This is a genomic window from Snodgrassella sp. B3800 (assembly GCF_026535865.1).
GTDB classification, from domain to species: Bacteria; Pseudomonadota; Gammaproteobacteria; order Burkholderiales; family Neisseriaceae; genus Snodgrassella; species Snodgrassella alvi_E.
The window spans coordinates 105950-132090 of record NZ_JAFNPH010000002.1 but is presented as its reverse complement, the minus strand read 5'-3'; the positions used below and the strand labels follow the sequence as shown (position 1 = coordinate 132090).

The following is a 26141-nucleotide window of genomic DNA, read 5'->3' as shown; positions in this document are numbered from 1 at the left end:
CTTTTTAAAACGCCAGTTATTAATTGAAATTCAGCTTATAGCACAACAGGAATACAAATATGTATGAAGTTAACCGCAGTGTATTTTTGCTTGTACCGCTTGATCCTTTTTGGATATGGCTGCAAAATCTGCCGAATATAGATCTGGATGAATTGTCACTTGAAATATTACAGCAGGACGCAAATGCTTATCTGACTTCTGCCTGTGAAGATATAGATGACTTGTGGGTGGAAATAGAAGAACGTTATCAGGATATCTTTGCTGCAGAGCTGGCGGACTGGTGTGAGGATGAAAATCTCTGGCCAGCCATAAATCTGGAGATATTCAAAAGCTGGTTTGGAATAAAAATTTCCACAGTAGTCACTGATTTGGCACAGGAAGAACTGGCGCGAGAAGCTTTTGTACCAATTACCTTGAATTAAAATAGAGAAATCATTAATTAAAAAAGCCAATGTTATGCATCGGCTTTTTTGCATTGCCTGACTGTTCTCAGTCATTATTCTGTTGTATTGAAAAATTCTTTGGCTTATCTGTTAAACTATATTATCTTACCAATACTTTAATCCTAATAACATGATTTAAAATATCACACCTAATGTATACCCAAAATTTCAAAACGGTTTGTCCACCGTATAGATTCGGAATTTATCCATATGCAGTACAGTAGTAAGTCGATATCGCGTCGACATTTGCTTCTAGCAGGCAGTGCAGCGGTATTTGGAGCAACTCTACCTCGCTTTGCTATGGCTGGTGCACAACGCGAGGAAACTCTTTCTGATGATGTGGCTTCTGTAATGCGTAATGCGGTCAGCAATGCTAATCCCCCACGGCTTATATTTGCTTCTGCAGCAGAGGCAAATCGTTGGTTAAACGCGATGTCAACAAGACTGACGCCATATGTTCCAGATGATTATGCGCGCAAACGTTTACTGACTAATATTCAATACGAATCCATGCGCGCCGGTCTGGATACGCAGGTAATACTCGGTCTGATAGAAGTAGAAAGCCGTTTCCGACAATATGCAATTTCCGGCGTTGGCGCACGCGGTTTAATGCAGGTTATGCCATTCTGGGTCAGACAGATTGGTCGGCCGGAACATAACTTATTCGATATTCGCACTAACTTACGCTATGGTTGTACCATTCTGCGATATTATCGCAATCGTGAGAATGGTAATATGGCTCGCGCACTTGCGCGGTATAATGGTAGTTTAGGACGGACTACTTATTCAAATGCGGTTATCAGCGCTTGGCAGCGGCACTGGCAATGGGCGTGAACCCATTCTGCAATAGCACAGATTTACTTTTAACATGGGTTGTCCTGTAAGACAGCCTGCACTTATTATTAGGAAACCACCATGTCTGTTAATAAAGTCATCCTGGTTGGCCGTTTGGGTCGAGACCCTGAAACGCGTTATATGCCTAGTGGCGATGCCGTAACCAACTTTTCCATTGCTACTGATGAACAGTGGCGTGACCGTAATGGCGAGCGCCAGACCCGAACCGAATGGCACAATATCACGCTGTTTGGCAAACTGGGCGAAATTGCCAGCCAGTATCTGCGCAAGGGAAGTCAGGTATTTATCGAAGGCCGAATCCAGAGCCGTAAATATAGTGGTAAGGATGGAATAGAACGAACGGCTTATGACATCATCGGAAGTGAAATGAAAATGCTGGGTAGCCGCAATGATACAGGCGCAGCAGGTGGCAGCTATGATCAGATGGGCGGCGGAGCTGATTATGCTCAGGGTGGTAATTTTAGTCAGGGTGGCTATGATGCTGCACCTGCCGCCTCTAGCCCACCACCGGCTGCTCCACGTCGTCAGGCTCCACGTCCAGCACCTGCACCGGCACCAATAGATGATATTGATGATGATATCCCATTTTAATATTGATTTTTTTGTTGTTTCTTATCTGAATCAGCAATTTGAAATTTCAAATCTATGAAGATCTTGCCTTTTGGATGAATTGTCCAAAAGGCATTTTGTTTAACCACAGCTGGAAATGATATTTATAAATTAAATACGGTTGATAAATTGTATATTTAAGCTATAAATTATTGATATTTGTATCGTACATACAAATTTTGCACTATTCGATATTAGCTAATAGTAGAGAAATTAGCCTAATAATTATAAAATATTATAATAAATGAATATTTTTTTACTCTCAAAACAAATTGACGATAAATTATTCAATAAATATAGCGAGTATTATTGGTAGCGAATTTTTGGGATTTTGTACTGAGTAGTGCAAATTTCTATATAAAAATTTTTATTTTCTTAATCATTTTATTCATGCCTGTTAATGTAAATTTAATCCTATGTATCAATTTGTTTTAACCAGCAGTGTATTGTACTGATTCACTTCAGCCATGAAATTCAAAGAGCAAAAGAAACAGTAAGTATTTGGGAGTATTAGTCTAAGATAATTAAGTTGAAGTTTGCCTATGTGGGTTTAATTTTTGCTTAAATATGTGTCAGAAACAACTAAATTAAGTTTAAATACTAATGTGAGCTCGATGACTATGATGTGCAGGCTGCCTTGGTTGTAACCATTGCTATTTTTTATACTGGTCTGCTAAAATAGCATACATGGAACAGCGCAAGCCGCCAGAATCGGGCGGCTTGCTTTTTGTTATTAATACGAAATACCGCAAGTGTATTTAGCTGTGGTATCTTGGAGAAATATGATGCAAAAAATTCCGTTGACCATATTGGGCGCTGATTTGCTGAAACAGGAACTACAAGAACTGAAGAGCGTGGCTCGTCCGGCGGTAATTGAAGCGATTGCTGAAGCTCGTTCGCATGGGGATTTGTCCGAAAATGCAGAATATGAAGCGGCCAAGGAAAAACAGGGTTTTATTGAAGGTCGTATTGCAGAAATTGAGCACAAGTTGTCTCTAGCACATATTATCGACCCGAAAGAAACCAATGCCGATGGTAAGGTGGTATTCGGTGCTACTGTGAAAATGCAGGATCTGGAAACTGAGGAAGTGGTGAGTTATCAGATTGTTGGAGAAGATGAAGCCGATATCAAACACGCTAAGATTTTTGTTGGTTCGCCGATAGCACGTGCACTCATTGGTAAGGAAGAAGGCGATGTGGCTGAAGTTCAGGCACCGGGTGGGGTGCGTGAATACGAAATTCTGGAGGTTTTCTATATTTAATCAGCCTGCTGAGCGCTGATTTTTTCTTCCGGTTAAATGCCGCCGCTCAAATAACTAAGCGATTCATAGAATGAATCGCTTTTTGTTTATTCATTTTTTTCGGTTTTGCGTCGATATAACACCAGCTGTTTGCCTATATGTTGTATCAGTTCAGCGCCTGTTGCAGAGCACAAAGCTTCGGCAATAGCGATGCGTGCTGTGCGGTCGTCACCTGCCACTTGTACTTTAATCAGTTCGTGTGCATCTAGATTTCGGCTGGTTTCTGTGATGATTTCTTCTGTTAATCCGTTCTGGCCAATCAGTACCACTGCATGCAGCTGATGTGCACGCGCTTTCAATGCCATTTTATCTTTGCTGTTTAATTTGTCAGTTGCCATTTAAGTTTCCATATCGCTGTATCGGCTAATTGGTTGAGCAGATACACAGGTTAAGTTCAGATTGAGCTATTCTAATTGAGGCGGACAAATTTTTATAGTTAATATCTATCCTTTTCTATGAAAAAAGGATAATGTAGGTCTGTCCTGATTTGCAATGGGTAATTGGTAAAACATGGGTTTTTTAGAAGATTAAAGAATTTGTTATTTATATAATTTGAGGCTGGCTGATGTAGCCTACATGTTTTTAATTGTGCTTAATTTCGCGGTTTTACACGGGCTAAGCTCTGTATTCTGTTGCGATTTCACGATACAATGATGAAGTTTTTTCAAGAATTTGTATCATGGGTGTTCGTTCTAAATCTTCCAGTGCATGGCTCAATGAGCATGTAAATGATCATTATGTTCATCTGGCACAAAAAGAGGGCTATCGAGCTCGTGCAGCCTATAAGTTGCTGGAAATCAATGAAAAAGATCATCTGATAAAGTCTGGTGCGGTAGTGGCTGACCTTGGCAGTGCGCCAGGTAGCTGGTCGCAGGTTGCCGTGAAGCTGGCTGGGAAGCAGGGCAAGGTTTTTGCGTTGGATATTCTGCCCATGGAACCGGTGGCTGGGGTGGAGTTTATTCAAGGTGATTTCCGGAATAATGAAGTTCTGCAGCAGTTTGAAAGTTTGCTAGCCAGCTGTGCGTTAGATCTTGTAATTTGTGATATGGCACCCAATATGTCAGGCAATAACATTACTGATCAGGCACGCAGTTTGTATCTTGCTGAGCTGGGTCTGGAGTTTGCGCAGGCACATCTGAAACAAAATGGAGATTTCCTAGTGAAGGTGTTTCAGGGCAGTGGTTTGCAAGAGTTTCAGCAGTTAATGAAAAACAGCTTTGCTCAGGTTATGATTCGTAAGCCTAAGGCTTCACGAGACCGCTCTAGTGAGATTTATCTGCTTGGTCGCGGTAAAAAACAGTTGTGACGGCCTGTGCCTGTGTAGGTTTGGGTCAGATTCACTATTCTAAACAACAATTATTTAACCTCCTTAGGAGTTTGTGACAGTGCGGAATACCGTAAAGAATCTTTTGGTCTGGCTGGTGCTGGCGCTTGTGCTTATGGCCGCATTCAATGCCATCACTGAGAAAAAAGAGAGTAAACAGCAGATTGAATACTCTCAATTTATTCAGCAGGTTAACAAGGGTGAGATTGCTAGCGTAAATATTGAAGGTTCGGTGATTAATGGCTTCCAAGTTAAAGGCTTGCGCAATGATAAATCAGCCTTTACGACTAATGCGCCGACTCCGCTGGAAACTAATTTTGTTAGTAATCTGATGGCGAAGAATATCCGTGTCAATGTGATTCCGGAAGAAAAACCGGGATTTCTGACTAATCTATTTTTCAGTCTTTTGCCAGTATTGCTGCTGATCGGGGTATGGTTCTATTTTATGCGCTCTATGCAGGGTGGCGGCGGCGGAAAAGGCGGTGCCTTTTCTTTCGGTAAAAGCCGTGCCCGTTTACTGGATAAAGAAGCCAATAAAATTACCTTTGCCGATGTGGCAGGGTGTGATGAGGCAAAAGAAGAAGTTCAGGAAATTGTGGATTATCTGCGTGCACCGCAACGCTATCAGACGCTGGGTGGCCGTGTGCCCCGTGGTATTCTGATGTGTGGTAGCCCTGGTACTGGTAAAACTTTGCTGGCTAAGGCAATTGCCGGAGAGGCTCAGGTACCTTTTTTCAGTATTTCAGGTTCTGATTTTGTAGAAATGTTTGTCGGTGTGGGTGCTTCACGTGTGCGCGATATGTTCGAGCAGGCAAAGAAAAATGCTCCGTGTATTATTTTCATCGATGAAATTGATGCAGTAGGCCGCCAGCGCGGTGCTGGTTTAGGTGGTGGTAATGATGAACGTGAGCAGACATTAAATCAGCTGCTAGTGGAAATGGATGGTTTTGAAAGCAATACAACAGTTATTGTGATTGCTGCTACTAACCGTCCGGATGTGCTGGATCCGGCACTGATGCGTCCTGGTCGCTTTGACCGTCAGGTTGTGGTTCCTTTGCCTGATATTCGTGGCCGTGAACAGATTCTAAAAGTGCATGCTAATAAAGTACCGCTGGATCAATCAGTGGATCTACCGGTGCTGGCACGTGGTACGCCTGGATTTTCCGGTGCTGATCTGGCCAATTTGGTGAATGAGGCTGCGCTGTTTGCTGGTCGTCGCAACAAAACTAAAGTAGACATGAGCGACTTTGAGGATGCTAAAGATAAAATTTATATGGGACCGGAACGTCGCTCTATGGTGATGCATGAGGACGAGAAAAAAGCTACTGCTTACCATGAATCCGGTCATGCAGTGGTTGCAGAAACGCTGGACTATACTGACCCTGTGCATAAAGTAACGATTATGCCGCGCGGTCGTGCATTAGGTCTGACTTGGCAGTTGCCGGAACGTGACCGTATCAGTATGTATGAAGACCAGATGTTGAATCAGATTTCCATTCTGTTTGGTGGTCGTATCGCGGAGCAGCTGTTTATTGGTCGCGTGTCTACCGGTGCTTCTAACGACTTCGAACGGGCGACTCAGATTGCGCGAGAAATGGTGACGCGTTATGGGATGTCGAAGAAGATGGGGCCGGTGGTTTATGGTGAAAATGAGAATGAAGTATTCCTTGGCCGTTCCGTAACGCAGTCGAAAAATATTTCTGAAAAAACCATGCAGGAAGTGGATGCTGAAGTGCGGCGTATTCTTGATGAGCAATATGAAGTTGCTTATAAGATTCTGGATGAAAACCGTGACAAGATGCATACCATGGCTAAAGCACTGATTGAGTGGGAAACCATTGATCGTGATCAGGTACTGGAAATTATGGCTGGTAAGCAGCCCAGTCCACCAAAGGACTACAGTGATAATGTTGTAAAAGAAGCTGAAACCGAGCAACCTGTAGCAGAAGCTTCAGCTAGTGAAAATGCGCAGGTACCGGCGGACACAGCTGATGCTGGCTCGAAAGCGCCTGAACCAGAGCAGAAGTCAGAGCAATAATATATTTGTTTTACAACGGCAGCCAAAGCTGCCGTTTTTTACATCTGCAAGCAGTATTGTTGAATATTTCTCATAGTATGATATTTGGTTATTATTATGATATTTAGCCTTGTGAATGATGATGTTATGAGCTGGTAATAAAAGCTAATTAAGCAAAATGAAAAAATTCGTCTAGATGATAAATGTATGTAATTTAATTTATATTCACAGGCTGTTGATAGGCTACTGGTCTATGGGTATGAATGAGTTGCCTTTTTTTCAGTTTGAGATGGACACTAAGTACAAAAAGTTTTGATGTGCCGGCAATGATGCTTAGCTGTATTAGTAAGAAAGTAATTAAGGTGTAGTGTTATTAATTAGTGCAGAAAGATAGTAATTAGTTATGAATAATTTAAAGCATGCTCACTGGCAGTGTGGCCGATTTCAAATAGATTTGAAGCAGCCAAAAATCATGGGGATTGTTAATTTAACGCCGGACTCTTTTTCTGATGGTGGTCGTTACAATACTTCACTGACCGTGGCTCTGAATCATGCGGAACAATTACTGAAAGACGGGGCAGATATTTTAGATGTTGGCGGCGAAAGCTCGCGTCCGGGTTCTGATTATGTTTCTCCGGAGGAAGAATGGGCTCGGATTGAACCACTATTGCGTGAATTAAGAAGATGGAATGTGCCGGTAACGGTGGATACACGGCGGGCATGGGTGATGCGCCGATTGCTCGAAGCGCAACTGGCTGATGGTATCAATGATATTCAGGCACTTGAAGATGCTGATGCGGTGACGGTGCTGTCTCAGCAGCCAGATGTGGGTGTGTGTTTGATGCATATGCAGGGAAAACCGGAAAATATGCAGCATAATCCGGTATATGAAGATGTAGTGGCCGAAGTGGGAAGTTATCTACACCGACGAGTACAGGTATGTGAACAGGCCGGAATTAGCCGTGAGCGCCTGACAATAGACCCTGGCTTTGGTTTTGGTAAAACGCTGGAGCATAATATTGCTTTGATGCAGCATTTTGCTACATGGCAGGAAATGAGTGGCTGTCCGGCTTTGATAGGGGTATCGCGTAAAACAATGATTGGTCTGCTGACGGCCGAAAGCGAGCCGCAACAGCGAGTGGCAGGCAGTGTGGTGGCTGCGGTAGCCGCAGTGGCACGCGGAGCAGCTATTGTGCGAGTCCATGATGTGCGCGAAACAAGACAGGGTTTACAGATATGGTCTGCCTTGGGCTTTGGTGTTTAATTTAGCCGCTTTAATCAATATGGTTCCACTTTTTTGTTCTGATAAAATATTTGAGTAATGAATAAGTGTAGGTTTGGCAGAAAACGGTTTTATGCTGGCATTTAGTACGCAAGATTTCCTGAGCCAATCTACAGAATAAGTATTCTGCACATTTGTTAGGCTAATATTGATTGGGTAAATAGTATGCTGTAGATAAAATGGCTTGTTTTTGAGGTCTCAAATACCATTTTATTTACTGACTGAACAGGCGTGCCTGTTCTACAATAACAATTTTGTTTTATTTGGTCGGAGCAGGTAATGGCAAAGAAATATTTCGGTACGGACGGGGTGCGAGGTGAGGTTGGTAAGTTTCCGATTACGCCTGAATTTGTACTGAAATTGGCTTATGCGGCAGGTCATGTGCTGGTGCAGCATGGAACGGATCATCAACCCACTGTACTGATTGGTAAGGATACCCGTATCTCTGGCTATATGCTCGAGGCTGCGATGGAGGCTGGTTTTACTGCAGCTGGTGTTAATGTACTGCTTACCGGACCTTTGCCTACCCCAGGTGTCGCATATCTGACTCGTGCTTTACGTCTGGATTGTGGTGTGATGATTTCGGCTTCGCACAATCCTTACCATGATAATGGAATTAAATTTTTTGCAGAGGGCGGAATAAAGCTGAGCGATCATCTGGAGCTGGAGATTGAAGCTGAGTTGGAAAAACCAATGCAGACAGTGCCCTCCAGCCAGCTTGGCCGTGCGCGGCGTATTAATGGCGCTGTTGATCGGTATATTGAATTTTGTAAGTCCACTTTTCCGAGCCATCTTAATCTGCGCGGCATGAAGTTGGTGATTGATACTGCCAATGGTGCTGCTTATGATGTGGCGCCGAAGGTTTTCCATGAATTGGGTGCCGATGTGGTATGCATCGGTGATAAACCGGATGGTTATAATATTAATCAGAAAATCGGCGCTACTTATACAAAATCACTTCAGGCAGCTGTATTGCAAAACGAAGCAGATTATGGTGTTGCGCTGGATGGAGATGGTGACCGTCTGATGATGGTGGATAAAACCGGCAAAGTCTACGATGGTGATGCGCTAATCTATGTTATTGCCAAGGCACGTGCAGCATCCGGCTGTCTTCATGGTGGTGTGGTGGGTACCGCAATGACGAATCTGGCGATGGAGCAGGCATTTAGTAAGCAAGGAATAGATTTTGTCCGTGCTAAAGTGGGTGACCGATATGTTCTGGAACAGTTGCATCAGCATCAATGGTCGCTAGGTGGAGAAGCTTCAGGCCATATCGTTTGTCTGGATAAGCATAATACTGGTGATGGCATTATTGCAGCTTTACAGGTCTTTGCAGCCATGCAGGAATTGGAGCTGGATTTGGCCAGTATACTGACGGATTGGCAGCCTTTTCCCCAAACGATGATTAATGTGCATATTGAGCCTGGGCAGGACTGGCAAAGTGTGGCTAATCCCGTGGCAGATGAGGTATCAGTAGAATTGGGTGAAGATGGCCGGGTAGTTCTGCGTCCTTCAGGTACAGAACCGGTGGTGCGGGTAATGGTTGAAGCACGCCAGAATGAAGTTGCGCGGCAGGCTGCAGAAAAAATTGCTGCTGCGATTGAAGCAGGTGCGGCTGACAGAATCTGTCCGGCCGGATAGAAGGAAGAACGGACATTTTATGTTTGCTTTGCTGGAAGCTTTTTTTACTGAGTATGGCTATGCTGCGGTCTTTCTGGTGCTGGTAGCTTGTGGCTTCGGCGTGCCGGTACCGGAAGATCTAACGCTGGTTGCCGGAGGGGTAATCGCCGGACTGGGCCATGCACATGTCCACACAATGTTTTTGGTGGGTATGGCTGGTGTGCTGGTGGGCGACGGCTTGATGTTTACAGCCGGACGGGTGTTTGGCCATCGTATTCTGAAATTCCGTTTCGTACAGCGGGTGATGACGCCTAAACGTTATGCTCAGGTACAGGATAAGTTTGATAAATACGGTAGTCGAGTGCTGTTTATTGCTCGTTTTCTGCCCGGATTGCGTACGCCGATTTATATCACAGCAGGTGTCAGTGGTAAGGTGTCGATTCTGAAATTCTTGCTGATGGATGGTCTGGCAGCAATGATTTCTGTACCGGTATGGGTTTATCTGGGTGAATATGGTGCGGAGAATATTGATTGGCTAATGCATAAAGTGCATCAGTTTCAGGCTGTGGTATATTTGCTTATTGCTGTAGGTGTGCTGGCTTTGATGTATTACTGGTGGAAAAAAAGACAGCGTATACAATTTTTTAAACGTAAGATTGCTGAAATTCGTGAACGTAGGCGTACGCGTAAACAGCAGCGTCAAGACTTGAAATAAGTTTGATAGTATAAAAAAGACAGTCTGCTGACTGTCTTTTTTATTGGTTGCAGCTGAATGATTTATTTGTTTTGACCAATTTTACTCTCACGACCGCTAAACAGATTTTTTATGTTGCTTTTGTGACGGCAGAGTACAAGTAAATCAATTACCACTACAGCATATACCCAGCTGGTGTGCGGTATCAGCCACCAAGCGATAAAAGGGCTAATCAGGGTAGCGATTAGCGCAGCCAGTGAAGAAACTTTGAAACCAAAGGCCATAATTAGCCATACACCGGCACAGAGTAAGGCAGTAGGCCATGATAGAGCAAGAAGTATACCCAATGCTGTGGCCACGCCCTTGCCACCTTTGAATTTGAAAAATACTGGCCACATATGGCCGAGTAGAACTGCAATAGCTGTGATAGCGATGGTATCGTTACTTATTTGCCATGCTGTCTGGAAATGGATGGCCAGCCACACAGCCAGCCAGCCTTTCAGTGCATCTCCAAGCAAGGTCAGGGCAGCGGCACTTTTTCTGCCACTGCGCAAGACATTGGTGGCTCCGGGGTTGCCGGAACCGTAGCTGTGCGGGTCAGGCATGCTCATGCAGCGCGACACAATCACGGCAAAAGACAGGGAACCGAGCAAATAAGCTCCGATAATCGCAAAGTAATTGGCCATAAAATGGTTTCTTTAGTCTACAATCTGAGGGTTTGCATTTTAGCTCAGAGGGTTGTACATGGATACTATCTTTTTACATGGCATGACTGCGCAGACGCTGATTGGGGTTTATCAGTGGGAGCGCCAGCAGCGACAGACGTTGCTGTTGGATCTGGATATCGGTACTGATTTCCGTCAGGCTGCACATAGCGATAATATTGACGATACAATTCATTACGCCAAAGTGGTAGAAAATTTGCGCGAAGCACTGGCTGAAGAGGAGTTTCTATTGCTGGAAGCGCTGGCTGAATATATAGCGCAATTTATACTGACGCGTTTTGGTGCCTTGTGGGTACGAGTTAAAGTGATAAAACCGGGTATTTTGGCTGGTGTTAAAGAGGTTGGTGTGTTGATTGAGCGCTCGCGTCTGGCGGTCTGAACGGGCAGAACACAGTGGTAGATGTTTTAGAGGAAAAGATATGTCTGCTCTGATATGGACTGTAGCAAAGATGAAGGCATGGGAAGATGAGCAAAACCGAACTGGTCTGAGCTATGCCCGAATGATGGAACATGCTGGCAGTCGCGCTGCTGCTGATTTGATGAACCGTATTTCTTATCCTCAGCATACGCTGGTACTTTGTGGTAGAGGTAATAATGCCGGTGATGGTCTGGTGCTGGCTCGTATCTTGTCCGAACACCACTGGCCGGTGACAATTATGTGGTTGCAAGGGCAGCAATTGTCACCTCTGGCAGAGGTAAATAGGACTCGATTGCCTGCAGAGGTGGTTTATGCCGAGCTTATGCAGTTAAACAAAGTGTTGCCAGAAATGCAGCTGATAGTGGACGCGGTGTATGGAACTGGATTCAGAGGTGAGCTGCCTGAGGTGGTAATGCAGTGTTTTGCTACTGTGGCGCAAGCCAGTGTATTCAGGGTGACACTGGATATACCCAGTGGTTTGGCCGGAGATGGGGATAAAGTAGCTGCTGGCAGTTTTCAGGCACAGCTGACTTATGCTTTCCAGGCATTAAAACCGGCTCACTGCTTGGCACAGGCAGTGCCTTTATGTGGTGAGATACAGTGCATTGACTTATCTGACTGATGCCACTGATCTGCTGCTGCACCATGCCTGATAACATTGCGCCATGTGCAGTAACATAGCTGCGGTGGCTCCCCATAGATGCCGTTGCTGATGGTGTAAATGATAAACTGGAAACCAAAGTTGCTGGTATTGAAAAGTGCTTTGCTGATACAGACTACTGTCCAGAACAATGGACAGGGGCACAGCAAATATGTCACTAACTTCAGCCTGATTGGCTTGCCAATGTAATTGTGCTTTACTCCAGGCCAGTACTGGCACGACTTTAAATCCGCTGGGTAGATAACAAGGTGGTAGTGTGCCCGCCAGATGCCACTGGCTGGAATTCAATCCGATTTCTTCTTTACTTTCGCGCAGTGCGGCGCAGATTGGGGTTTCATTAGCTTCCAGTTGTCCACCAGGAAAAGCAATTTGTCCGCTATGCTGCCGCAACTGCTGACTGCGCTGACTGAGCCAGATTTGTGGCGTGCCTTGATTCCAGTCGAAGGGCATGAGCACTGCAGCTTGTCGATAGGTAATTGATAACTGACGCAAGGATTGCTGGGGTTGGTTTAGTAGCGTATGCGCAGTTGTATGATTACTGGCGTAATGCAAGAATTGGTTGAGGCTGTCTGTTGTGGGAAACATGATATTGGCTAGTATGTGCATTTATATAATATATATATGTTTTGTGCTTAAATAGCCAGAAGCGATGTAGATAAGCAATGGATAAAGCGAAATGATCAAATTAAATTTGATTGTAGCTTTGAATAATTTAGTTGGATCCAGAAGGTTTTAACTATAACATGTTAATATATTGGATAAATATGAGCATGAATTAAACGCATCAGGAAGTTTGCATTATACGTGGCAGTATGATGTACGTTGGGCAGCTCAGGAATTACGCAATGAAAAAAGTTAAAACCTGTTTACAAATGTTGTGATTTGCCCTGAGAACTGAATGAATTTTAACAGTTAAGATTATTTATTATTCAGTAAAAGCAAACCCTAGCTGCAGTTGCTTTTATTAATTCTGGCAACATTAGCTTTGCTACGGGTAAACGAGTGCTTGCTGATGAATTCAACTCACTATAATGTACGCGAATATTGGGCTTCGGTGCGTTTTTGTCGCAGGTAGTAGTCAAATATCATGGCGATGTTGCGTATCAGCAGACGTCCTTTGGGGGTAACTTGAAGTTGATCATCCGAGAGGTTGAGCAGTCCTAATTGCGAAAGTTGCTGTAAATCAGTCTGTTCAGCTGCGAAATAGGTTTGAAAAGGCTTCTGCATGGCTTCGCGGTAATCTTGAAAACTGAGCTGGAAGCGACACATTAAATCCTGTATGACTTGCCGGCGCAGAATATCATCAGCGTTGAGCTGGTATCCACGCATTACCGGTAGGCGGTTTTCATCTAGTGCTTGATAGTAGGCTGTGAGTTCTTTTTCATTCTGGCTATAAGTGTTAGCAATTTTGCTAATGCTGGACACCCCTATAGCAATTAAATCGCAATCAGCGTGCGTAGAATACCCTTGAAAATTGCGTTGTAGACGTCCCTCTGACAGAGCGATGGCCAGTTCGTCGGTTGGTCTGGCAAAATGATCCATACCGATAAAAATGTAGCCTTGTTCCAGCAGGTACTGAACGGTGTTTTGCAGAATATCCAGTTTGACTCTGCTGTCTGGTACAGCGTTGGTATCTATGCGCCGTTGTGGTTTAAACAGATGTGGCAGGTGGGCATAGTGATACATGGCGATACGATCCGGCATTAGTTCCAGCACGTGTCTGAGTGTGCAGTGCATAGATGCTTCTGTCTGATGCGGTAGGCCGTAGATTAAGTCCACACTGACTGAATGAAAGCCATTACAGCGCGCGGCTTCGATGACGTCCCGAGTTTCGGCTTCGCTCTGAATGCGGTTAACCGCTTGCTGTACGGCAGGATTGAAATCCTGAATACCGACGCTCATGCGGTTAAAACCAAGTTTGCCCAGATGGGCAACGGTATCAGCGGTAACTTTACGTGGGTCTATTTCGATTGAATATTCGCCGTCTGTTGTGAGCGTGAAGTAGCGGCTGATGCTGGCAAAGATGTGGCTTAGCTGCTCGTTATTGAGGAAGGTGGGCGTACCTCCGCCGAAATGCAGTTGTGCCAGTAAAGGCTTACCCGGCCAGTTCTGAGCCAGTAAAGCCAGCTCTTTGTCTAGATACTGAATATAGAGATCAGCACGGCTGGTGTCTTTGGTGATGATTTTATTGCAGCCGCAGTAATAGCATATGGTATTGCAGAACGGAACGTGTACGTACAGCGATACAGGCTGTATGCCTATGTTTTGTTGTAAGGTAGACTTTAATTGTGCTGCGGTAAAGCTGGTGTTGAAGCGGTCTGCTGTGGGGTAGGATGTGTAGCGTGGGCCGGATGATGGTAGGGATGCGATGAGGTTGCGGTCAAATTCGATGTTGAAGCGTCGTGTGTTCATATGTTGGTAGTGATTATTCTAGCTTGCAAGCTCGGTGGAAATAGATAAGAGTGATAATTATTTGTGGTAGAATAAGCACATGCGCGAGTAAAGTAAAGCATTGGCTACATATCAGGTCTATTCTGCATTAGAACAGGGTCTGATGCAAATTTCAATTGATTATGTCAGTATAGTGAATGATTGTTTTAAATAATTTTGATTTGTGTCAATGTGTTGTTATAGATGTTCTTTCTCAGAAAATAACCGGTATTTAATAAATTAATTATGATCAGATTGCATAAACAGGGCGAAATAGTTCAAAAACTGTGTGAGAAATGTTCTTTGCATATTCTTTGTATGCCGGTGATGCTGAAAGAACGTGAACTCACTGATCTTGGGGCAATTATTCGCCAGAGCCGTCGCCTGAAAAAAGGTGAATATCTGTTTCGTGCCGGTGAACCTTTCACAGCAATTTTTGCTGTGCGTACCGGCTTTTTTAAAACGATAGTCAATAGTCAGGATGGGCGGGATCAGGTGACTGGTTTTTTTATGTCTGGTGAATTGCTCGGTCTGGATGGTATTTGTAACAACAATCATGGCTGTGATGCGGTGGCGCTGGAAGATAGTGAGGTGTGTGAGCTGCCGTTTAATAATATGGAGGATGCCGGTAGTTTGTTGCCTTCATTGCAGATACATTTCTATCGTTTGATGAGTCAGGAAATTCTCCGCACACAGGAACTGATGCTAATGCTGGGCAATATGCGTGCAGAAGAACGTTTGGCCGGCTTTTTGGTTAATTTGTCGCATCGCTTGAGTTTCCGTGGATTTGCCGCCAATGATTTTATTTTGCGGATGTCACGTGAAGAAATTGGCAGCTATCTGGGACTAAAGCTGGAAACGGTAAGTCGTACTTTGTCGAAATTCCAGCAAGAAGGCTGGATTAAAGTGGAGCATAAACATATTCAGCTGTTGCAGCCGTGGATGTTGCAGGAGATGGTTATGCATTGTCAGAAGGCAGTTGGATAAATTTTCAAGCTGAGTAAAAAACAAGGCTGTAGCTCTGAAGATGGCTACAGCCTTTTGCTTTAAATGCTTGATCTGTGCAGGAAGAACGTGAAAATCTGGGCTTAGGCAAAAGTAGCCATGGCGGCCAGTTTGATTGTGTCCTTACCATAAATGTTGGCGTTGAAATGGCGCATCCAACGAATCTTACGCAGGCTTTTGGCTACTGTCTGAAACACCTCTTGTGGCTGTTGTTGTAGAATACTGTCCCACAATGCTTTTGCCTGTTCGGCAACGCCAAAATCCTGCATTAAACGAGCTCCGGAATGTAGATAGCATAACCAATCGCGTGCATGGCAGTGTGGCAAAGTCATTACAGACAATGGATCGTCTTCAAAATCTATAAAGCCAATGCTGTTATGGTTGATATAAATCATGTTGCGGGCAAAGGTTTCACTTAGATATTGGTTGCGCCTGTGAACATCTTCTATCGCGTTAAGGCCAAGTTGCCAGCGTTGCAGCAGGATTTCAGGCTCGGATTTTTGCTTTTTCCACTCTTTTTCCAGATTGTGTTCGCCCATGTGGCTAATCATCAAAGCATCAGGCTGCTGAGCCAGAATAGTCGGTACCTGTACCCCAGCTGTGCTAAGTGTTTGCAGGCGGGTTGCTTCGGTTTGCAATGAGGATATACCACCCAGATTGGGTACGGGTAGTAGAATGTCTATTCCACTGATTTTCTGAATAATTTTTAATAAGCGATAGCGCCATATACTGTTGCGTGCCCCTGCCTGCCGAACCCAAACTTTTTCTCCGTTTGCCAGTGTATGGCTTTGCATCAGGCCGGTTTGTATGCGTAGGCATTGTTCTAGAGCGTGTTGATAAAAAGCATGAGTATCGGAAACGGACATGTAATTTACTGCTGAATTTTAAAACTGGGAATTGATTGTACTATAGTTGGGTTGGTTACTCTTTAATTTAAGGTAATAAATCTTTTAGACGGTAATAAGCAACGCCCAACCATTGTGACGGTAGGCGCAGCAGCTTACCACCCGGAAAGTTTCGATGCGGGATGGTTTCAAATAAACGCAGGCGGCTGTCATCTCCGCTGATGGCTTCGGCAATTATCTGCCCACCTAGCCCGGTAGCAGCCATGCCGTGACCGGAAAATCCTTGTAAAAAATAAAGTTGTGGATTGAGACGGCCGAAATGAGGAGCTCGATTCATGCTAATGTCTACCCGTCCGCCCCAAGTATATTCTATTCGTACGTCATTCAGCTGTGGAAACACTTTTAGCATATCGCTGCGCATGCTGCGTATAAGTTGTTGCTGAGCAGGTTCTCGGCCGGAATAATTGACTTTGCCGCCGAAAAGTAGTCGGTTGTCAGCACTGAGGCGGAAATAATCCAGTACAAAGCGGGTATCACATACGGCCATGTTGTTGCGAATAAGCTGCTGTGCTTGTTCACCTAGTGGTTCAGTGGCAATCATGTAGGTGCCTACCGGCAGAATTTTGCTTTCCAGTGTTTGAGTAAGAGGGTGGTGCAGGCTACGTATAAAGGCGTTAACGGCTAGTACCACGTTTTTGGAAACTATAGAGCCATTCGGTGTGGTGATACGATAGCCGTGTTGCCATGGTTCAAGATTGAGCATGGGTGAATGTTCGAATAATAATGCCCCTGCGCTGGCGGCAGCTTTTGCCAGCCCATGGGTGTAATTAAGCGGATGCAGATGCCCAGCCAGCTGGTCAAAAATAGCCCCACAGTAGCGCTCACTGGCCAATTGTTGTTGTAACTGAGTCTGATTCCAAATTTGATAATCGTGAAACTGGTAGTTTGTGGCTGCTTCCTTTACCCATGCTGTTAAAGCATGCATATGGTGCGGGCGAATGGCAACATGAGCATAGCCGCGCTGCCAGTCGCAATCTATGTTGTATTCCCGTATTTGCTGTTCTACTAGATTGACGGCTTCGCAGCTCCACTTCCATAAGGTCTGTGCATTTTGCTGGCCAATCATACTAGCTATCTTGCTCATTTCAGCTGCATAGCCATAAATTACCTGACCCCCATTGCGACCGGAAGCTCCGTAGCCAATCTGTGCTGCTTCTATAAGGGCAACGCTGCGATTCTGCTGAGCCAGTGGTAAGGCAGTGCCAATACCGCTGAGACCTCCACCGATGATGCATGTTTCTACTTCTAAAAGACCTTGTAAGCTCGGATATTGTGTGTGTTGGTGCTGGCTGGCCTGATAGTAGCTATATACTGGTTCGGCTGAAAGGAATGTGTCAGACATGAGTATGGTGGGAATCTGAGTGCAGAAATAAAAAAGCAGTTATCGTTTGTCTGGATAACTGCTTTGCTGGGATATTATGATTTACTGGCTTCCAGTAGTTGACTCTGGCGATAGGCCTCGGCCATTTCGCGTTCGCGACGGGTATTTTGCCTCATCATGAAGTAGTTGATGCCGATAACCAGTGTGCCGACCAATGCAATGATGATGGTGGCCAGTACGTTCATTTGTGGATCCAGACCCAGTTTGATTTTGGAGAAAATTATCATGGGTAAGGTGGAGGAGCCGGGGCCGGATAGGAAGGAAGTTATAACCAAATCGTCCAGTGACAGGGTGATGGATAACAGAAAACCTGAAGCGATGGCTGGTGCGATGGATGGCAAGGTAATCAAGAAAAATACTTTTAATGGCCTTGCGCCAAGATCTTTGGCTGCTTCTTCCAGTGACTGATTCAGCTCCGATAAACGCGAGCGGATAATCACTGTTACATAAGCCATGCACAGGGTGGTGTGACCTAGCCAAATAGTAAAAAAGCCGCGTTCGAAATACAAAAAGCTGAAAGCGCTGTTTTGTAACAGCATCTGTACCTGAATAATCAGCAACAGCATAGACAGGCCAGTGATGATGTCAGGCATCACCATTGGTGCGGATACCATACCCGCAAACAGGGTATTGCCTCGGAAACGCTTGATGCGTGAGAGGGCGTAGCCAGCGAGTGTGCCCAGAATAACGGCTGCTGCGGCCGAACACAGGGCTATACGTACTGACAACCATGCGGCATCCAGTATCTGCTCATTTTGTAATAACTTGCCGTACCACTGGGTAGAAAAGCCGCCCCATACGGTGACTAGCCTTGAGTTGTTGAAGGAATAGATAATCAGAATAACCAGTGGCATGTACAAAAAAGCCAATCCCAAAAACAGCATGCCTCTTAGAAACCAAGACGATGTGTGCTTATGCATGGTTGGCTCCTTCTTCAATTTCACGATTTTCGTAACGGTGGAATAAAGCAATTGGGATAACCAGCAGCATTACCATGATGACGGCTACGGCAGAAGCTAGCGGCCAGTTGTTTTGGTCGAAGAATGCCTGCCATAAAACTTTACCAATCATCAGATTTTCAGGACCGCCTACCAACTCAGGAATCACAAATTCGCCTACGGCGGGTATAAATACCAGCATGGAGCCGGAAATGATGCCGGCTTTGGATAAGGGCAAGGTGATGGATACGAAGGCTTTAATCGGGCCGGCACCTAAGTCTGCGGCTGCTTCGAGCAGGCGATTATCCAGTTTTACCAACTGGGTGTACAAAGGCAGAATCATAAATGGCAGGTAAGCGTATACCATGACGAGATTCAGGGAAAATGAGTTGTAAAACATGTCTATCGGATGGCTGATCAGTCCCCATTTTATTAAATAGGTATTGATGATGCCGTTATGGCCGAGCAGACTCATCCACGCATAAACTCGCAGCAGAAATGAGGTCCAGAATGGCAGCATGATAGTCAGTAACAGACCGTTGCGGATTTTTTCAGGTGCGCGCGCGATGGCGTAAGCAATCGGATAGCCGGCAAGCAGGCAGATTACAGTGGTAGTAAGGGCGGTTTTAATGGATAACCAGTATGTCAGCAGGTAAATGTTGTCGCCGCGATTACCGAGCAGCATTTGTCCGAGTGAATGCCAAAAATCGCTGAAGATATCGGCGTAATTCTGATAGCTGACCAATATGTTTACCCGACCCAGTTCGCCGTCGATGTGATACAGCGGGGTATACGGTGGAATGGCAATATCCTGTTCGGCAAAGCTGATTTTGAGTACGATGAAAAATGGTACCAGAAATAGTACCAGCAGCCAGATGTAAGGAATGCCTATAACGAGACCCTGTGAAGGACGCAGGCCTTTGAGACGGTTAAACCAGTTCATGTTTAAGCTCCTGCGGCTGTTAGTGGGTCAGCGGGCTTGCCTGATTGTCTGGCCAGCTAATGTAAACTTTTTCTTCCCATGTGGGCATGGGAATGCTGTATTGTTCCCAGTAGGAGGATAAAACTTGGCTTTTGATAATTTTGCCGGATGGTAATTGGATATGGAAAATACCGAAGCTGCCGAGATAGGCAATTTCTTTCACAATACCGGCTGTCCAGTTGTATTCCTGCTGCGGTTGTTCGCGATAAATGTTGATATCTTCGGGGCGAATGGATAACCAGATGTTTTGATCTTCTGGACCACTAATGCCGTGTCCGAGATAAACCAGCTGTTGCAGGTCGGGGCAATGAATAATGGTGTGGTCGGCACCGTCTTCAGTCACTTTGCCGGCAAGGATGTTGGTTTCACCCATGAATTCAGCAGTAAAACGGCTGTTGGGGTAGTCGTAAATATCGGAAGGCGTGCCGACTTGCTGCAATTGTCCATCAGACATGATGGCGATGCGTGAGGCCATAGTCATGGCTTCTTCCTGATCATGGGTAACCATAATGCAGGTGGCGCCCACTTTTTCCAAAGTGTTTACTAGTTCGAGCTGAGTTTGCTGACGCAGTTTTTTATCGAGAGCACCCAGCGGTTCGTCCAGAAGCAGTAGTTTAGGGCGTTTGGCCAGACTGCGTGCCAGTGCAACACGCTGCTGCTGGCCGCCGGAAAGCTGATGTGGTTTGCGTTTGGCGTATTTTGTCATTTGCACTAGACGCAGCATTTCTTCTACCCGTGCACTGATTTCATCTTTCGGTAGCTTATCCTGTTTCAAACCGAATGCGATGTTTTGTTCAACGCTCATGTGTGGAAACAGTGCATAGCTCTGGAACATCATGTTGATGGGGCGGTCGTAGGGCTGCAATTTGGTGATGTCTTCACCATCTAGGATAATCTGTCCCTGTGTGGGCGTTTCCATGCCAGCCAGCATGCGTAACAACGTTGATTTCCCACTGCCGGAGCTGCCAAGCAAAGCGAAGATTTCATTTTTTTTGATGGTAAGGTTGACATGGTCTACAGCGTAGTTGTCGCCATAGGTTTTGACAATGTCTTTAATCTGTAAGTAATGTGCGGGATCGGCACCTGGCTTGGTGGTTGCGTTTTCGCTCATGATATGTGTTACTCCAGAAAAATCGTTCCAGCCAATGCTCGGCATAGGGATGTTTACAGTAATGTGTAAAGAACGGTGCAAAAACGATTCTGCTCCTGCTTTAGGGGAGGCATTGTATGCAAGCATTTTGTGTGGGGCAATGAAATTTAAGTGTTAATACAATTAAATTCTCCACTTAGGGTATAACTTAGCATGAAATCAGGTATTTAGTGGTAATTTACTAACCTGAATTAATTTTTGTTAGGATTTGGTATGGCTGTGATGATTGGCTGTGGTGTGGCTGGCAGCCGCTGTGCTGCTTAGTGTACCATGTAATAATTGTCTGTTATATTTTCGTTTAGGCTGGGGTAGTCAATTTGTTGCAGGGCTATAGTCAACGTGCGTCGTTTTCAGCTGTCAAGCTTGTAGGCGGTGTTGATTGATTATGCAAAAATTTTTTCTATTAATCAAATAGTTTGTTTTATTTTTCTGTCTGTTCAGCTTAATTGTCTGTTGCTTTTGCTGCAGGCTAGTTCAGGGTATGCGTAATGAAGAAGAAGGTATTGTTGGGTATTTGTGGTGGGATTGCTGCATACAAATGCTGCGAGCTGGTTCGGCTGCTGAAAAAGGCAGGACATCAGGTGAATGTGGTGATGACAAAGGCAGCCACTGATTTTGTCAGCCCGACTACTTTTCAGGCTCTGAGCGGAGAACCGGTGTTGCTGGATACGCATGATGGTTTATCCGGTAATGGTATGGCACATATTAATCTGAGCCGTCAGGCTGATGTGATGCTGATTGCGCCGGCTTCTGCAAATACTCTGGCTAAAATTGCCCATGGGATGGCGGATAATTTGCTTACCACGTTGGCTTCGGCACGCAGTTGCCCGCTGGCAGTGGCGCCAGCTATGAATGTACAAATGTGGAATAATCCGGCCAATCAACGCAATTTAGCTTTGTTGCGACAGGATAGGATACAGATACTAGGACCGGCTGATGGAGAGCAGGCCTGCGGTGAGGTGGGAAGCGGGCGTATGCTCGAAGCGGCCGAATTGGCTGAATTGCTGGCTGATGTATGGACAGTGCCGCTGCTGGCTGGAAAGCGTGTCTTGATTACAGCCGGAGCAACATTTGAGGCTATTGATCCAGTGCGCGGGATTACCAATATATCAAGCGGACAGATGGGTATGGCTCTAGCGCGGGCTTGCCGCGCTGCTGGTGCGAGTGTTTCTCTGGTGTACGGACAGATTCAGACGCTGCTGGCAGCTGGGATGGCTTTTGCTGAACAGGTAAGCAGTGCTGACGAGATGCTGGCAGCAGTACAACGATTATTGCCACATCAGGATGTATTTATTGCGGTAGCAGCGGTAGCCGATTACAAGGTTAGCAACCGTAGTGAACATAAACTAAAAAAACAGGCTGGACAAAAGGTGCCGGTAATTGAACTTACGGAAAATCCTGACATTCTCGCTACGGTAGCCGGCCGGCCGGATGCACCTTTCTGTGTTGGATTTGCTGCTGAAAGTGAGCATGTGCTGGAACATGCACGTGCTAAGCGAGTGAAGAAAGGTGTGCCTCTGTTGGTTGCGAATGAGGTTAGTCAGGCCATGGGTAAAGCCACAAATCAAGTGATACTATTGGATGATGAACAAGAAACCGTTTTGCCGCAAATGAGTAAAGACGATACGGCAATTGCTATTATTGAGCGGCTTGCTCAGCTTTTGGTTCAGCGCTAATTGATTCTGCCAGTAGATTGCAAGTGGTATTTTTGTGTGAAATTTATTTAAAGACGAGTTATGAGTGCTTCTGAGTTATCTGTACAAGTTAAGATATTGAATCCGCTAATGGCGGAGCAGTTACCCCAATATGCTACTATTGGTTCAGCAGGTCTGGATTTACGTGCCTGTATTGATGCTCCGCTTACTTTACAACCGGGAGAAAGTTGTCTGTTGCCTACTGGTCTGGCGATTTATCTGGCTGACCCAGGCTACGCAGCCCTAATACTACCGCGCTCTGGTTTGGGACATAAGCATGGTATTGTGCTTGGTAATTTGGTGGGGCTGATTGATTCAGATTATCAGGGAGAACTGAAAGTATCATTGTGGAATCGCAGTCAGGAGGCTTACGTGATTGAGCCTTTGGCACGAATTGCACAAATGATGATTGTGCCGGTGATGCAGGCCGCGTTCACTGTGGTTGATGAATTTGCTCGCAGTAATCGAGGCGAAGGCGGTTTTGGCAGTACCGGTCATCAATAATTAACGATTAAGTAAAAGAAAAGCAAGGTATCCAAACGGATAACCTTGCTTTTTTTGCCATGGCACTGGCTAAACTGCTTGCTGCAATATTATTTCAGCTCTATGGCTCTTAGAGTGTTTCACCGCTTTATTGCTGCCGATAGCGTTCAATCAGCAAATTTTGCATATTGGTTGGCTGTTCGTTGGTGGCTGGTTTAATACGCTGATACTGACCATCCGGCTGCATTTGCCACGCACACTGATTATCGGCCAAAGCGAGCATCAGTGTTTCCTTAATTATACGTTGTTTCAGCTCTGGTGTTTCGATTGGTGTGCAGATTTCCACGCGGCGAAAGAGATTTCTTCCCATCCAGTCGGCGCTGGATATCCAGACTTTGGTATCACCACCATTTTCAAAATAGAATACCCGTGCATGTTCGAGCAGACGGCCGACAATGGAACGCACGCGAATATTTTCCGACAGGCCTTTTACGCCAGGGCGCAGCACACACATCCCACGCACAATCAATTCGATCTGCACCCCAGCCTGACTGGCTGCATATAATGCTTCGACTATGGTGGGTTCGACCAGTGCATTCATTTTAGCTATGATGCGTGCGGTTTTACCGGCTTTTGCTTGTTCGATTTCGCCGTTGATGCTGTCAAGCAGCATTTTGTGCAGCGTAAATGGGCTCTGCGCGATTTTATTCAGATGATTCGATTGCCCCAGTCCGGTGATTTCCATGAATACGGTGTTGACATCGACACTGATATCGCGGTTGCAGGTCATCAGGCCGAGATCTGTATAGATGCGGCTGGTACCTTGATGGTAATTGCCAGTGCTGACATGAGCATAACGTTTCAGGATACCTTCTTCACGGCGTACAATCAGTGCCATTTTGGCATGCACTTTGTAGCCGAAGACGCCATAGACAACGTGGGCGCCGGCTGCTTCTAGCTGGCCAGCCCAGTTTAGGTTGGTTTCTTCATCAAATCGTGCCATCAGTTCGACAACGACAGTAACTTGTTTGCCACTTACTGCTGCTTTCATCAGTGCTTTGACTAAATCGGAGTTACTGCCGGTACGGTAGATGGTCATTTTAATGGCGACAACCTGTGGGTCATCCGCTGCTTCTTGAATCAGACGCACTGTTGGCTCAAAAGACTGATAAGGGTGATACAGCAGAACATCCCGCTGGCTAATGATGCTGAATAGATCGCGGTTTTTACTCAGTAAGGCTGGTGTGCCTGGGATAAAGGGAGTAAATTTTAAATCGTTACGTTCTACCATATCGGGTACCGCCATCAGACGTACCAGATTCACCGGCCCATTCACTCGATACAGTTCATCTCGTCCGAGATGAAAGTGGCTGAGTAAAAAATCGTATACATGTGCCGGACAGTTGTCGGCTACTTCAAGCCGCACACCCTCACCGTACTGGCGTCCCTGTAGTTCACCGGCTATCGCAGTACGCAAATTTTCCAGATCTTCTTCGTCCACGCTTAAGTCGCTATCTCGGGTGATGCGAAATTGGTAGCAGCCTTTTACGGTCATGCCGGTAAAGAGGGTATGTACATGAGCATGCAAAATGGAAGACAGGAATACGAAACCATCGTGGCCGTTGCATAATTCTCTAGGCATTTTCAGTACCCGCGGCAGAATGCGCGGTGCCTGTACGATGGCCATTCCCCCTGTGCGTCCGAAAGCATCTTTTCCTTCCAGCTCGACGGCGAAATTCAGTGATTTATTGAGTAAGCGCGGAAATGGATGCGACGGATCCAGTCCAATAGGTGTCAGAATGGGCAACAGCTCATGGCGGAAATAATCGGCTACCCATTGCCGCTGAGCTTCGCTCCATGCACTGCGTGGATAAAAAGATATGCCTTCATTACGTAAAGCTGGAATCAATTCGTCGTTGAATAGGCGATATTGCTCAGCAATGATGGCATGTGCTTCTTTGGTGACATGGGCAATAACGGTGTCCGGCAGTTCGCCGTTGGCCAGAGGGGTATGTGGTGACAAAGCACGGGTACGGCGCAGCCAAGCCATGCGTACTTCGAAAAATTCATCCAGATTGGAGGAAACGATGCACAAAAAGCGTAAACGTTCGAGCAGTGGAACCTGTGTATCCTGTGCCTGTGCCTGTGCCAGAACGCGACGGTTGAATGCGAGCAGGCTGAGTTCACGACAGAGTAGATGCGGCTTAGTTTCGGACATGGAGCATACCTGTTACTGTCATTTAGAGTAAGAGAGTGTCAGTTTGGTGTTAATTAGTTAACATTCGCACTGTTTTGGCTGTAGGTCAAGTTTTGTCTGCTGCCATTGGTGGCCAGCGGTTGTGGATAAACTGTGCGGGCTGATGATAATTCAGAACTTTGGCATAATTTCCGGCAGCGGTGGCGTTGGCTGGTATGTTTTTGGTAACGACACTGCCCGCACCAATGGTGGCGTTGTCGCCGATGTGAACATTTTCAATTAGGTTACAGTTAGGACCAATGTAGACATTGTTGCCTATTCTGGCTGCCGGTCCGTTGTTGGCACCGATAACAGTATAGGGGGACAGGTTGACATTCTCACCCAGCCGTGCGCTGCTATTAATGATTAATGGACCACCATGACCGATATACAGTCCATAGCCGATGGGCGTACGCGGGCTAATGATGATACCGCTGCGGTGCTTCTGCCAGACATACATCGGGTAAGCCAATTTGCGCCATGTGCTTGTGGCTGAAGCCAGCCGCAGCCAGCAGGTAAATCGAAAGCCACGATTACATAGATAATGACGTAGGAAAGCACGCCAATCTGTTCGGCCACTGTAACGATATAAATCACTTTTAATAAGCTGTATCACCATAAAAACTGTCTTACCTTATTCTGGCAAAGGAAAAGGCTGTGTACCTGCTAAGCAGGCTGACAGCCTTTACTGATTATTCTTCTGGTGGAGTGTAACCGCTGATGTGGTCGGCGCCGTCTCCGAAGAAGTAATTTTCCATTTGCTGGGTGATATATTGACGCGCACGTGGATCTGCCAGACTAAGCCGGTTTTCGTTAATAATCATGGTTTGATAACGTAACCAGCCGTCCCAGGCTTCCTGCGATACATTATCGTAAATGCGTTTACCTAGTTCATTGGGGAAAGGCGGAAATTTCAATCCGGGTGCTTCTTTGCCCAGTTTGACGCAATGCACCATATGACTCATGTGTCTTCCTTTATGGCAATCGG

Annotated in this window: 26 protein-coding genes; 14 read left to right on the top strand and 12 right to left on the bottom strand. The window is 45.6% G+C overall.

Annotated features, from left to right (window positions below):
* The first annotated feature begins 59 nt into the window (after nucleotides 1-59).
* The 4 genes from J3U64_RS04635 to greA all read left to right on the top strand — a co-directional run bounded on the left by J3U64_RS04635 (nucleotide 60) and on the right by greA (nucleotide 3169).
* Entirely contained in the window at nucleotides 60-422 is a 363-nt protein-coding gene (locus J3U64_RS04635) for a VacJ (protein ID WP_267390606.1), read from the top strand.
* A gap of 231 nt (nucleotides 423-653) precedes the next feature.
* The gene (locus tag J3U64_RS04630; protein WP_267390605.1) at nucleotides 654-1277 is read left to right on the top strand and encodes a lytic transglycosylase domain-containing protein; all 624 of its coding nucleotides are present in this window, start codon (nucleotides 654-656) and stop codon (nucleotides 1275-1277) included.
* A gap of 81 nt (nucleotides 1278-1358) precedes the next feature.
* Entirely contained in the window at nucleotides 1359-1889 is a 531-nt protein-coding gene (locus J3U64_RS04625; RefSeq protein ID WP_100151724.1) for a single-stranded DNA-binding protein, read from the top strand.
* 803 nt (nucleotides 1890-2692) lie between these two features.
* Nucleotides 2693-3169 carry a transcription elongation factor GreA gene (gene greA, locus J3U64_RS04620; RefSeq protein ID WP_267408569.1) on the top strand — a complete coding sequence of 159 codons (477 nt, stop codon included), beginning with the start codon at nucleotides 2693-2695 and terminating at the stop codon, nucleotides 3167-3169.
* 86 nt (nucleotides 3170-3255) lie between these two features.
* On the opposite strand, the gene yhbY is transcribed toward greA, so the two are convergent.
* The gene (yhbY, locus tag J3U64_RS04615) at nucleotides 3256-3546 is read right to left on the bottom strand and encodes a ribosome assembly RNA-binding protein YhbY (protein WP_267390602.1); all 291 of its coding nucleotides are present in this window, start codon (nucleotides 3544-3546) and stop codon (nucleotides 3256-3258) included.
* Nucleotides 3547-3887: 341 nt separating this feature from the next.
* On the opposite strand from yhbY, the gene J3U64_RS04610 reads away from it, so the two are divergent.
* From J3U64_RS04610 to J3U64_RS04590, 5 genes are all read left to right on the top strand, one after another.
* Nucleotides 3888-4514 carry an RlmE family RNA methyltransferase gene (locus J3U64_RS04610; protein WP_267408467.1) on the top strand — a complete coding sequence of 209 codons (627 nt, stop codon included), beginning with the start codon at nucleotides 3888-3890 and terminating at the stop codon, nucleotides 4512-4514.
* A 79-nt stretch (nucleotides 4515-4593) separates the two neighbouring features.
* The gene (gene ftsH, locus J3U64_RS04605) at nucleotides 4594-6570 is read left to right on the top strand and encodes an ATP-dependent zinc metalloprotease FtsH (RefSeq protein WP_100140364.1); all 1977 of its coding nucleotides are present in this window, start codon (nucleotides 4594-4596) and stop codon (nucleotides 6568-6570) included.
* Nucleotides 6571-6952: 382 nt separating this feature from the next.
* A complete protein-coding gene (gene folP / locus J3U64_RS04600; protein WP_267408465.1) occupies nucleotides 6953-7813 on the top strand; it encodes a dihydropteroate synthase in 861 nt (286 codons plus the stop codon).
* A gap of 297 nt (nucleotides 7814-8110) precedes the next feature.
* Nucleotides 8111-9472 carry a phosphoglucosamine mutase gene (gene glmM / locus J3U64_RS04595; protein ID WP_267408464.1) on the top strand — a complete coding sequence of 454 codons (1362 nt, stop codon included), beginning with the start codon at nucleotides 8111-8113 and terminating at the stop codon, nucleotides 9470-9472.
* 19 nt (nucleotides 9473-9491) lie between these two features.
* A complete protein-coding gene (locus tag J3U64_RS04590) occupies nucleotides 9492-10166 on the top strand; it encodes a DedA family protein (protein WP_267404255.1) in 675 nt (224 codons plus the stop codon).
* Nucleotides 10167-10228: 62 nt separating this feature from the next.
* On the opposite strand, the gene plsY is transcribed toward J3U64_RS04590, so the two are convergent.
* Nucleotides 10229-10831, bottom strand: coding sequence for a glycerol-3-phosphate 1-O-acyltransferase PlsY (gene plsY, locus J3U64_RS04585; protein WP_267408463.1), 603 nt, complete (start codon nucleotides 10829-10831; stop codon nucleotides 10229-10231).
* 58 nt (nucleotides 10832-10889) lie between these two features.
* On the opposite strand from plsY, the gene folB reads away from it, so the two are divergent.
* Both folB and J3U64_RS04575 read left to right on the top strand, forming a co-directional pair.
* Nucleotides 10890-11249, top strand: coding sequence for a dihydroneopterin aldolase (gene folB / locus J3U64_RS04580; RefSeq protein WP_267408462.1), 360 nt, complete (start codon nucleotides 10890-10892; stop codon nucleotides 11247-11249).
* A 40-nt stretch (nucleotides 11250-11289) separates the two neighbouring features.
* Nucleotides 11290-11910 (top strand): NAD(P)H-hydrate epimerase, encoded by a 621-nt coding sequence (locus J3U64_RS04575; RefSeq protein ID WP_267408461.1) that lies wholly within the window; start codon nucleotides 11290-11292, stop codon nucleotides 11908-11910.
* Here the strand turns inward: J3U64_RS04575 and J3U64_RS04570 are convergent.
* Together J3U64_RS04570 and hemN are read right to left on the bottom strand one after the other, a co-directional pair.
* The gene (locus J3U64_RS04570) at nucleotides 11899-12534 is read right to left on the bottom strand and encodes an NUDIX hydrolase (RefSeq protein WP_267408460.1); all 636 of its coding nucleotides are present in this window, start codon (nucleotides 12532-12534) and stop codon (nucleotides 11899-11901) included. The genes J3U64_RS04575 and J3U64_RS04570 overlap by 12 nt on opposite strands.
* Nucleotides 12535-12975: 441 nt before the next feature.
* The gene (gene hemN / locus J3U64_RS04565) at nucleotides 12976-14361 is read right to left on the bottom strand and encodes an oxygen-independent coproporphyrinogen III oxidase (protein WP_267408459.1); all 1386 of its coding nucleotides are present in this window, start codon (nucleotides 14359-14361) and stop codon (nucleotides 12976-12978) included.
* A gap of 264 nt (nucleotides 14362-14625) precedes the next feature.
* Here hemN and fnr point away from each other — a divergent pair, with 264 nt between their 5' ends.
* Nucleotides 14626-15366 carry a fumarate/nitrate reduction transcriptional regulator Fnr gene (fnr, locus tag J3U64_RS04560; RefSeq protein ID WP_100140354.1) on the top strand — a complete coding sequence of 247 codons (741 nt, stop codon included), beginning with the start codon at nucleotides 14626-14628 and terminating at the stop codon, nucleotides 15364-15366.
* A 101-nt stretch (nucleotides 15367-15467) separates the two neighbouring features.
* On the opposite strand, the gene J3U64_RS04555 is transcribed toward fnr, so the two are convergent.
* The 5 genes from J3U64_RS04555 to J3U64_RS04535 all read right to left on the bottom strand — a co-directional run bounded on the left by J3U64_RS04555 (nucleotide 15468) and on the right by J3U64_RS04535 (nucleotide 20701).
* Nucleotides 15468-16250, bottom strand: coding sequence for a hypothetical protein (locus J3U64_RS04555; RefSeq protein WP_267408458.1), 783 nt, complete (start codon nucleotides 16248-16250; stop codon nucleotides 15468-15470).
* Nucleotides 16251-16317: 67 nt separating this feature from the next.
* On the bottom strand, nucleotides 16318-17631 hold the full coding sequence (locus J3U64_RS04550) for an NAD(P)/FAD-dependent oxidoreductase (protein WP_267408457.1): 1314 nt from the start codon (nucleotides 17629-17631) through the stop codon (nucleotides 16318-16320).
* Between the two features lie 74 nt (nucleotides 17632-17705).
* Nucleotides 17706-18590: an ABC transporter permease subunit gene (locus J3U64_RS04545; RefSeq protein WP_267404269.1), complete on the bottom strand. Its 885-nt coding sequence runs from the start codon at nucleotides 18588-18590 to the stop codon at nucleotides 17706-17708.
* A complete protein-coding gene (locus J3U64_RS04540) occupies nucleotides 18583-19551 on the bottom strand; it encodes an ABC transporter permease subunit (protein WP_267408456.1) in 969 nt (322 codons plus the stop codon). Before J3U64_RS04540 ends, J3U64_RS04545 begins: the two co-directional genes overlap by 8 nt.
* 19 nt (nucleotides 19552-19570) lie before the next feature.
* Nucleotides 19571-20701, bottom strand: coding sequence for an ABC transporter ATP-binding protein (locus tag J3U64_RS04535; RefSeq protein WP_100140349.1), 1131 nt, complete (start codon nucleotides 20699-20701; stop codon nucleotides 19571-19573).
* A 527-nt stretch (nucleotides 20702-21228) separates the two neighbouring features.
* Here J3U64_RS04535 and coaBC point away from each other — a divergent pair.
* Nucleotides 21229-22416, top strand: a complete 1188-nt coding sequence (gene coaBC, locus J3U64_RS04530) for a bifunctional phosphopantothenoylcysteine decarboxylase/phosphopantothenate--cysteine ligase CoaBC (RefSeq protein WP_267408455.1) — start codon at nucleotides 21229-21231, stop codon at nucleotides 22414-22416.
* Nucleotides 22417-22476: 60 nt separating this feature from the next.
* Complete coding sequence (dut, locus tag J3U64_RS04525) at nucleotides 22477-22938, top strand: dUTP diphosphatase (RefSeq protein ID WP_100140347.1); 462 nt, start codon at nucleotides 22477-22479, stop codon at nucleotides 22936-22938.
* Nucleotides 22939-23065: 127 nt separating this feature from the next.
* On the opposite strand, the gene ppk1 is transcribed toward dut, so the two are convergent.
* The 3 genes from ppk1 to J3U64_RS04510 form a co-directional block, all read right to left on the bottom strand.
* Nucleotides 23066-25135, bottom strand: a complete 2070-nt coding sequence (gene ppk1, locus J3U64_RS04520; protein ID WP_267408454.1) for a polyphosphate kinase 1 — start codon at nucleotides 25133-25135, stop codon at nucleotides 23066-23068.
* Between the two features lie 85 nt (nucleotides 25136-25220).
* The gene (locus tag J3U64_RS04515; protein ID WP_267404281.1) at nucleotides 25221-25772 is read right to left on the bottom strand and encodes a serine O-acetyltransferase; all 552 of its coding nucleotides are present in this window, start codon (nucleotides 25770-25772) and stop codon (nucleotides 25221-25223) included.
* 73 nt (nucleotides 25773-25845) lie between these two features.
* Nucleotides 25846-26118, bottom strand: coding sequence for an oxidative damage protection protein (locus J3U64_RS04510; RefSeq protein ID WP_100140344.1), 273 nt, complete (start codon nucleotides 26116-26118; stop codon nucleotides 25846-25848).
* Nucleotides 26119-26141: the final 23 nt, after the last annotated feature.

Coding starts and splice junctions, on each gene's coding strand:
- plsY (WP_267408463.1), bottom strand. CDS start 10,831: ATGGCCAATTACTTTGCGATTATCGGAGCTTATTTGCTCGGTTCCCTG.
- J3U64_RS04545 (WP_267404269.1), bottom strand. CDS start 18,590: ATGCATAAGCACACATCGTCTTGGTTTCTAAGAGGCATGCTGTTTTTG.
- folP (WP_267408465.1), top strand. CDS start 6,953: ATGAATAATTTAAAGCATGCTCACTGGCAGTGTGGCCGATTTCAAATA.
- J3U64_RS04575 (WP_267408461.1), top strand. CDS start 11,290: ATGTCTGCTCTGATATGGACTGTAGCAAAGATGAAGGCATGGGAAGAT.
- J3U64_RS04625 (WP_100151724.1), top strand. CDS start 1,359: ATGTCTGTTAATAAAGTCATCCTGGTTGGCCGTTTGGGTCGAGACCCT.
- J3U64_RS04515 (WP_267404281.1), bottom strand. CDS start 25,772: ATGGTGATACAGCTTATTAAAAGTGATTTATATCGTTACAGTGGCCGA.
- J3U64_RS04535 (WP_100140349.1), bottom strand. CDS start 20,701: ATGAGCGAAAACGCAACCACCAAGCCAGGTGCCGATCCCGCACATTAC.
- J3U64_RS04550 (WP_267408457.1), bottom strand. CDS start 17,631: ATGTCTGACACATTCCTTTCAGCCGAACCAGTATATAGCTACTATCAG.
- J3U64_RS04570 (WP_267408460.1), bottom strand. CDS start 12,534: ATGTTTCCCACAACAGACAGCCTCAACCAATTCTTGCATTACGCCAGT.
- J3U64_RS04635 (WP_267390606.1), top strand. CDS start 60: ATGTATGAAGTTAACCGCAGTGTATTTTTGCTTGTACCGCTTGATCCT.
- dut (WP_100140347.1), top strand. CDS start 22,477: ATGAGTGCTTCTGAGTTATCTGTACAAGTTAAGATATTGAATCCGCTA.
- J3U64_RS04510 (WP_100140344.1), bottom strand. CDS start 26,118: ATGAGTCATATGGTGCATTGCGTCAAACTGGGCAAAGAAGCACCCGGA.
- J3U64_RS04610 (WP_267408467.1), top strand. CDS start 3,888: ATGGGTGTTCGTTCTAAATCTTCCAGTGCATGGCTCAATGAGCATGTA.
- coaBC (WP_267408455.1), top strand. CDS start 21,229: ATGAAGAAGAAGGTATTGTTGGGTATTTGTGGTGGGATTGCTGCATAC.
- folB (WP_267408462.1), top strand. CDS start 10,890: ATGGATACTATCTTTTTACATGGCATGACTGCGCAGACGCTGATTGGG.
- J3U64_RS04540 (WP_267408456.1), bottom strand. CDS start 19,551: ATGAACTGGTTTAACCGTCTCAAAGGCCTGCGTCCTTCACAGGGTCTC.
- ppk1 (WP_267408454.1), bottom strand. CDS start 25,135: ATGTCCGAAACTAAGCCGCATCTACTCTGTCGTGAACTCAGCCTGCTC.
- hemN (WP_267408459.1), bottom strand. CDS start 14,361: ATGAACACACGACGCTTCAACATCGAATTTGACCGCAACCTCATCGCA.
- J3U64_RS04590 (WP_267404255.1), top strand. CDS start 9,492: ATGTTTGCTTTGCTGGAAGCTTTTTTTACTGAGTATGGCTATGCTGCG.
- J3U64_RS04630 (WP_267390605.1), top strand. CDS start 654: ATGCAGTACAGTAGTAAGTCGATATCGCGTCGACATTTGCTTCTAGCA.
- J3U64_RS04555 (WP_267408458.1), bottom strand. CDS start 16,250: ATGTCCGTTTCCGATACTCATGCTTTTTATCAACACGCTCTAGAACAA.
- glmM (WP_267408464.1), top strand. CDS start 8,111: ATGGCAAAGAAATATTTCGGTACGGACGGGGTGCGAGGTGAGGTTGGT.
- yhbY (WP_267390602.1), bottom strand. CDS start 3,546: ATGGCAACTGACAAATTAAACAGCAAAGATAAAATGGCATTGAAAGCG.
- greA (WP_267408569.1), top strand. CDS start 2,693: ATGCAAAAAATTCCGTTGACCATATTGGGCGCTGATTTGCTGAAACAG.
- fnr (WP_100140354.1), top strand. CDS start 14,626: ATGATCAGATTGCATAAACAGGGCGAAATAGTTCAAAAACTGTGTGAG.